An 8,027-nucleotide genomic window follows, 5' to 3' on the forward strand; every position below is an offset into this window, starting at 1 on the left:
CGCGGCTGGGGGAGCAGGGCCGCAGGACGAGCAGGCTCCGGGTCTCGCACGCGTTCCACTCGCCGCTGATGGACCCGATGCTGGACGAGTTCCGCGCGGTGGCCGCGGGCCTGTCGTTCGAGGCGCCGCGTATCCCGGTGGTGTCGAACCTGACCGGCGGCCTGGCGTCGGCCGAGGAGCTGTGCTCGGCCGCGTACTGGGTACGGCATGTCCACGAGGCTGTGCGCTTCGCGGACGGCGTACGCACGCTCGGCGAGCAGGGCGTGAGCACCTTTCTGGAGCTCGGTCCGGACGGCGTACTTTCCGCGATGGCCCAGGAGTCCGTACCGGACGGCGCCGTGACCGTACCCCTGCTCCGCAAGGACCGGGCGGGGGAGCCCGCCGTGCTCACCGCTCTCGCGCAGTTGTACGTACGGGGCGTTCCCGTGGACTGGTCGGCCGTGTTCGCCGGAACCGGCGCGTCGCGGGTGGATGTGCCCACGTACCCCTTCCAGCATCAATGGATCTGGCCGGCTGGCTCACAGGCCGGTGCCGCCGGTGATGTGCGAGCCGCCGGACTCGGCTCCGCCGAGCACCCGTTGCTGGGGGCTGCGGTCGAACTCGCCGAGGGCGAGGGCGCGTTGTTCACCGGGCGGCTGTCCGTCCAGTCACACCCCTGGCTCGCCGATCACGCCGTCATGGGCCGGATCCTGCTGCCCGGCACCGCCCTGCTCGAGCTGGCGTTCCGCGCCGGTGACGAGGTCGGCTGCGACCGGGTCGAGGAGCTGACGCTCGCGGCGCCGCTGGTGCTGCCGGCGGGCGGCGCGGTCCAGGTACAGGTGCGCGTCGGGGGCGCGGACGACGCGGACCGGCGCTCGATCACGGTGCACTCCCGGCTCGACGGCGCCGACGAGCGATCGTGGACACAGCACGCCATGGGTGTGCTGACGGCCGGAGACAGGGCCCCGGCCGACAGCTTCGACGCGACGGTGTGGCCGCCGGAGGGCGCCGAGGCGCTGGAAGCGGAGGGCTGCTACGAGCGGTTCGCCGAGCTCGGGTTCGTGTACGGCCCGGTGTTCCAGGGCCTGCGCGCCGCCTGGCGGCGCGACGGTGAGATCTTCGCCGAGGTGAGCCTTTCGGAGAGCGCGGAGAGCGACGCGGCCGCGTTCGGTCTGCACCCCGCGCTGCTCGACTCCGCGCTGCACGCCTCGCTCCTCGCGGGCGACGGCGAGGAGGGCAACGGAGGACTGCCGTTCTCGTGGGAGGGCGCGTCGCTCTACGCCACGGGCGCCTCCGCGATAAGGGTCCGCATCGCCCCGGCTGCCGGCCGGGGTGCGGTGTCCATCGCGGTCGCCGACCTGTCCGGTGAGCCGGTCGCCTCGGTCGATTCGCTCCTCGTACGGGCCGTGTCGAGCGAGGAGCTGAGCGCAGACGCCGCGCTGGCCAGGGACGCGCTGTTCGGCCTCGACTGGGTGCCGGTGCCGGTGGCGTCCGATACGGGTACGGGTGTGCCTGAGGCGGTCGCCCTGGTGGGGCCCGACGCGTTCGGGCTCGTCGACGGACTGACGGCCTCCGGGTCACGCGTCGAGGCATACGCCGATCTGGCGTCGCTGGCGGCGGGGGAGTCCCCAGTGCCGGACGTGGTGCTGGTCGCCGTGTCCGGGGACCGGGGCGGGGTGGCGGAGTCCGCCCACGCGCTGACCACCGACGTACTGGCGCTCGCGCAGGGCTGGCCGGCCGAGGAGCGGTTCGCCGGCTCGCGGCTGGTGTTCGTCACCAGGGGCGCGATGGCAGCCGGTGACGAGGAGGCCACGGATGTCGCGGCGGCCTCGGTGTGGGGACTGGTGCGCTCCGCGCAGACGGAGAACCCCGGCTGCTTCGGCCTGGTGGACCTCGGCCTCACGGACGACGGCGCCGCGTCGCTCGCGCGGTCCCTCACCACGGACGAGCCCCAGGTGGTGATCCGTGACGGCGCGATCCTGGCGGGCCGGCTCGCACGGCTGGCGTCGGGCACGGGGCTGGTGCCGCCGGCCGGGGTGCCCTGGCGGCTCGACAGCGAGACGCGAGGAAGCCTGGACGGGCTGTCCCTGGCCGCGTTCCCCGAGGTTCTCGCTCCGCTGACCGGCAGCGAGGTCCGTATCGACGTACGGGCCGCCGGTGTCAACTTCCGCGATGTCCTCAAGGCCCTCGACATGTACCCCGGCGACGCCGGACGCATGGGGCGCGAGGCCGCGGGCGTGGTGACCGAAGTGGGTCCCGAGGTGACCGGGCTGCGGCCCGGCGACCCGGTCACCGGCCTGGTGTCCGGCGGCTTCGGCTCGCTGGTGGTCGGCGACGCCCGGCTGCTCACCCGGCTGCCCGACGGCTGGTCGTGGGAGACGGCGGCGTCGATGCCGCTCGTCTTCCTGACCGCGTACTACGCGCTGGTGGAGCTGGGTGGGCTGCGGCGCGGTGAGAAGGTGCTGATCCATGCCGGTGCGGGTGGTGTGGGGATGGCGGCGATTCAGGTGGCGAATCATCTGGGCGCCGAGGTGTTCGCGACGGCGAGTGAGGGTAAGTGGGATGTTCTGCGGTCGCTGGGGGTGGCCGGGGATCACCTCGCCTCGTCGCGGACGACGGACTTCGAGGCGGCGTTCGCGGGGGTCACGGGCGGCCGGGGGGTCGATGTCGTACTGAACTCGCTGGCCGGTGAGTTCGTGGACGCGTCACTGCGTTTGGTCGGTCCTGGCGGCCGGTTCCTGGAGATGGGCAAGACCGATATCCGGGAAGCCGCCGATCTGCCGGACGGTGTGGACTACCAGGCCTTCGACCTCGGCTGGGTGGATCCGGACGGTATCCAGCGCATGCTGGTCGCCGTCATGGACCTGTTCGAGCAGGGCGCGCTGGAGCCGCTGCCGGTGCGGTCGTGGGACGTACGGCAGGCGCGCGACGCGTTCCGCTTCATGAGCATGGCCAAGCACATCGGCAAGATCGTGCTCACCCTGCCCCGGGCCTGGGACGCCGAGGGTACGGTCCTGATCACCGGTGGTACGGGCGGTCTCGGCGGCGTGCTGGCACGGCACTTGGTGGCCGAGCGCGGCGTACGGCACCTGGTGCTCACCAGCCGGCGTGGGCTCTCCGCCGAGGGAGCCACGGAACTCGTCGCCGAACTGACGGCACAGGGCGCCGCGGTGTCCGTCGAGGCGTGCGATGTCGCGGACCGCGACGCCCTGGCGGGACTGCTGGACGCGGTCCCGGCCGAGCATCCGCTGACGGCGGTCGTCCACACGGCGGGTGTGCTGGACGACGGCATCATCGGTTCCCTGACCCCGGAGCGACTGGCCCGGGTGCTGCGGCCGAAGGTCGACGCCGCCTGGCATCTGCACGAGCTGACGCGGGACCTCGATCTGGCCGCGTTCGTGGTCTTCTCCTCGGTCTCCGGTGTGATCGGTGGCGCCGGGCAGGCCAACTACGCGGCGGGCAACGCCTTCCTCGACGCGCTGGCCGCACACCGTCGGACGACGGGCCTGCCGGGAGTCTCACTGGCGTGGGGTGCCTGGAACCAGGGCGCGGGCATGACGAGCGGCCTCGGCGAGGCCGATCTGCGCCGGGCCGCCGAGGCCGGCATGCCCCTGCTCTCGGTCGACCAGGGCGTGTCGCTGTTCGACGCCGCGCTGGCCACCGGCCAGGCCGCGGTGGCACCCGTACGGCTGGACCTGTCGGTGCTGCGTACGCGGGGCGCCGTCCCGCCGCTGCTGCGGGGGCTGATCCGTACAACCGCCCGGCGTACGGCGGTCACGGGATCCGGAGCGGGCACGGACGCCGGGCTCGCCGAGCGTCTCAGCAGGCTGGAGCGCGCCGAACGGCACGAGACGCTGCTCACGCTCGTACGCGGCCAGGCGGCGCTGGTGCTCGGCCACGCGAGCGGCGACGGGGTCGACCCGGCGCGCGCCTTCCGTGACCTGGGCTTCGACTCGCTGACGGCGGTGGAACTGCGCAACCGGCTCAACACGGCGACCGGGCTGCGGCTGCCCGCCACGATGGTCTTCGACTACCCGACGGTCGAGACACTGGCCGCGCATCTGCTCGAAGAACTGGTCGGCCCTCAGACGGACATGGACACGGACGCGGCGGCACCGGAACTCTCCCGTGCCGTGCTCGACGACGATCCGGTCGTGATCGTCGGGATGAGCTGCCGCTTCCCCGGCGACATCGGATCGCCGGAGGATCTGTGGCGGGTGGTCACCGAGGGCGTCGACGTGGTCTCCGACTTCCCGGCGAATCGTGGCTGGGACGTCGACGCGCTCTACAACCCCGACCCGGAGCACATGGGCACCTCGTACACGCGGCGGGGCGGATTCCTGCACGACGCGGGCGAGTTCGACCCGGGGTTCTTCGGGATGTCGCCGCGCGAGGCGATGGCGACGGACTCGCAGCAGCGGCTGTTGCTGGAGACCTCCTGGGAGGCGATCGAGCGGGCAGGCATCGACCCGGTGTCCCTGCGCGACAGCCAGACCGGTGTGTTCGCCGGTGTGATGTACGGCGGTTACAACACCACCCTGAGCGGCAAGGAGTTCGAAGGCTTCCAGGGCCAGGGCAGCGCGCTGAGCGTGGCCTCCGGCCGGGTCTCGTACACCTTCGGCTTCGAGGGGCCGGCCGTCACGGTGGACACGGCGTGCTCGTCGTCGCTGGTGGCGATGCATCTGGCCGCGCAGGCGCTGCGGAGCGGTGAATGCTCGCTGGCGCTGGCCGGCGGCGTGACCGTGATGTCGATCCCCGACACCTTCGTGGAATTCTCCCGGCAGCGGGGCCTGGCCCCCGACGGCCGGTCCAAGCCGTTCTCCGAGTCGGCCGACGGCGTCGGCTGGTCCGAGGGCATCGGCATGCTCCTGCTGGAGCGGCAGTCGGACGCGCGGCGGAACGGCCACGAGATCCTGGCCGTGGTCCGCGGCTCGGCCGTCAACCAGGACGGTGCGTCCAACGGGTTGACGGCGCCGAACGGCCCGTCGCAGCAGCGTGTGATCCGTCAGGCGCTCGCCGGCGGCGGACTGTCGCCCGCCGAGGTGGACGTGGTGGAGGCGCACGGTACGGGGACGACGTTGGGCGACCCGATCGAGGCGCAGGCGCTGCTCGCCACGTACGGCCGCGACCGCGACCCGGCGCGTCCGCTGCTGCTCGGCTCGGTGAAATCGAACCTGGGGCACACCCAGGCCGCCGCCGGTGCCGCCGGTGTGATCAAGATGATCATGGCGATGCGGCATGGAGTGCTGCCGCGCACGCTGAATGTGACCGAGCCGTCCTCGCATGTCGACTGGTCGGCGGGCGCGGTGGAGCTGCTGACGGAGCCGGCGCGGTGGCCGGAGACCGATCGGGCGCGTCGGGCCGGTGTCTCGTCGTTCGGCATCAGCGGGACGAACGCCCACGTCATCCTGGAGCAGCCGGCGACGGTGATCCAGGGAACGGCGCTGACCGGGCCCGAGGCTTCCGAGGCTCCGGCGGTGGAGCCGGGTGTGGTGCAGGGTGTGGTGCCGTGGGTGCTCTCCGGCAAGACGCCGGAGGCACTGCGCGGCCAGGCGGGCCGGCTGCTCTCCTATATCCAGGCACGGCCCGAACTGCGGCCGGTGGACGTCGGGTTCTCGCTGGCGACGGGCCGGTCGAAGTTCGACCACCGAGCGGTGGTGTCGGCCGGCGAGCGCGCGGAGACGGTGCGCGCGCTGGCGGGCCTGGCGGTCGGCGAGCCGGACGCCCTGGCGGTGTCGGGAAGTGTCGTCGGTGGGAAGACGGCGGTGCTCTTCTCGGGTCAGGGTTCGCAGCGGTTGGGGATGGGCCGTGAGCTGTACGGCCGGTTCCCGGTGTTCGCGGAGGCGCTGGACTCGGTACTCGCCGTGCTGGATGTCGAGTTGGGGCGTTCGCTGGGTGAGGTGATGTGGGGCGAGGACGCGGATCTGCTGAATGAGACAGGGTTCACTCAGCCGGCGTTGTTCGCGGTGGAGGTGGCGCTGTTCCGGTTGGTGGAGTCGTGGGGTGTGCGGCCGGACTTCGTGGCCGGGCATTCGATCGGTGAGATCGCGGCGGCGCATGTGGCGGGGGTGTTCTCGCTGGCGGACGCCTGCGCGTTGGTGGTGGCCCGTGCTCGGCTGATGGGGGCGCTGCCGTCCGGTGGTGCGATGGTCGCGGTCCAGGCGACGGAGGGCGAGGTCCTTCCGCTGCTGTTCGAGCGGCCGGACCAGGTGTCGATCGCCGCGGTCAACGGCCCCTCGTCGGTGGTGATCTCCGGCCACGAGGACGTGGTCCTGGAGGTCGCGGCACGCCTGGAGGAGCAGGGCCGGAAGGCCACCTGGCTGCGGGTGTCGCACGCCTTCCACTCGCCGTTGATGGACCCGATGCTGGACGAGTTCCGCGCGGTGGTGGAGCGGCTGTCGTTCGAGGCGCCGCGTATCGCGGTGGTGTCGAATCTGACGGGCGGTGCGGCGACGGCGGAGGAGCTGTGCTCGGTCGCGTACTGGGTACGGCATGTCCGGGAGGCCGTGCGCTTCGCGGATGGTGTGCGGACGCTGGCCGAGCAGGGCGTGAGCACGTTCCTGGAGCTGGGCCCGGACGGCGTACTTTCCGCGATGGCGCGGGAGTCGGTACCGGACGAGGCCCTCACGGTGCCCGTCCTCCGTAAGAATCGCGCCGAGGAGCTGTCGGCCGTCACCGCACTGGCCCAGCTGCATGTGCGTGGTGTCGTCGTGGATTGGGCCGGGTTCTTCGCCGGTACGGGGGCGTCGCGGGTGGATGTGCCCACGTACGCCTTCGAACATCAGACGTTCTGGCCCGGCGGGATGCGCGGTGGCGCCGACGCGGCGGCGGTCGGGCTTGCGTCGGCGGGGCATCCGCTGCTCAACGGTGTGGTGGAGCTGGCCGAGGGCGAGGGCGTGCTGTTCACCGGCCGGCTCTCCGCGCGGACGCACCGGTGGCTGGCTGATCACGCGGTGATGGGCCGGATTCTGGTACCGGGCACGGCGCTGCTTGAGTTGGCGATCCGTGCCGGTGACGAGGTCGGCTGCGACCGGGTCGAGGAGCTGACGCTCGCGGCGCCGCTGGTGCTCCCGGAGCGGGGCGCGGTGCGGACGCAGGTGCGGGTGGGCGTAGCGGATGAGTCGGGCCGGCGCACGGTCGCGATTCACTCGCGTCCCGAGGGCGAGGTGGAATTGCCGTGGACGCACCATGCGACGGGTGTGCTGGCGGTAGGCGCTGGAACCGGGGCAGTCGTTGAGTTCGACGCGTCGGTGTGGCCGCCGGTGGGTGCTGAGCCGGTGGATCTGGATGGTTTCTACGATGCTCGGGCTGCCGAGGGCTTCGCGTACGGTCCGGTCTTCCAGGGCCTGCGGGCCGCGTGGAGCCGGGATGGCGAGGTCTTCGCCGAGGTGAGTCTGCCTGACGGCTTCGAGGGTGATGCGGAAGCGTTCGGTCTGCATCCCGCGTTGCTGGATGCCGGGCTTCATTCCGCTTGGTTCGTCGGCTCACCTGTCGATGGCGTTGATCGGGGGAGTGGTGGTGTCCCGTTCTCGTGGAGTGGGGTGTCGTTGCTGGCGTCGGGGGCTTCTTCGGTGCGGGTGAGGTTGACGCGTGGGGTTGATGGTGTGGTGTCGATCGCGGTGGCTGATGTGACGGGTGCGCCGGTCGCGTCGGTGGAGTCGTTGGCGATGCGGGCGCTGTCGGTGGAGGCTCTGGAGGATGAGGGTGCGCTGACGAGGGACGCGCTGTTCCGGCTGGACTGGATGCCGGTGGGTGACTCGTCGTCCATCAGCACCTCTCGGTCGATCGTCGTGGTCGGCCAGGACAGCCTGGGACTGGTGGAGGCGCTGCGTGCCGCGGGCGCTGAGGCCGAACTGAGCCTGGATACCTCCGCGATGGCCGCTGACGGGTCAGCGGTGCCGGGCGTGGTGTTGATTCCGGTGGTCGGGGAGCCTGGTGCCGACATGGCTGGTTCGGTGCGGGTGTTGACGCATCGGGTGCTTGGGCTGCTTCAGGCGCGGTTGGCGGAGGAGCGGTTCGCGGAGTCGCGGTTTGTCTTTGTGACGCGG

At 71.9% G+C, this 8,027-nt stretch carries 1 protein-coding gene; it reads left to right on the forward strand.

Features of this window, described 5'->3' with window-relative positions; all coding sequences use genetic code 11:
• The coding region (locus tag ACIRQP_RS41510) for an SDR family NAD(P)-dependent oxidoreductase (RefSeq protein WP_403900534.1) at window positions 1-8,027 on the forward strand (8,027 nt) is incomplete at both ends.

Origin of the sequence: Streptomyces sp. NPDC102274 (assembly GCF_044766385.1) — a bacterium.
Classification (GTDB): Bacteria; Actinomycetota; Actinomycetes; order Streptomycetales; family Streptomycetaceae; genus Streptomyces.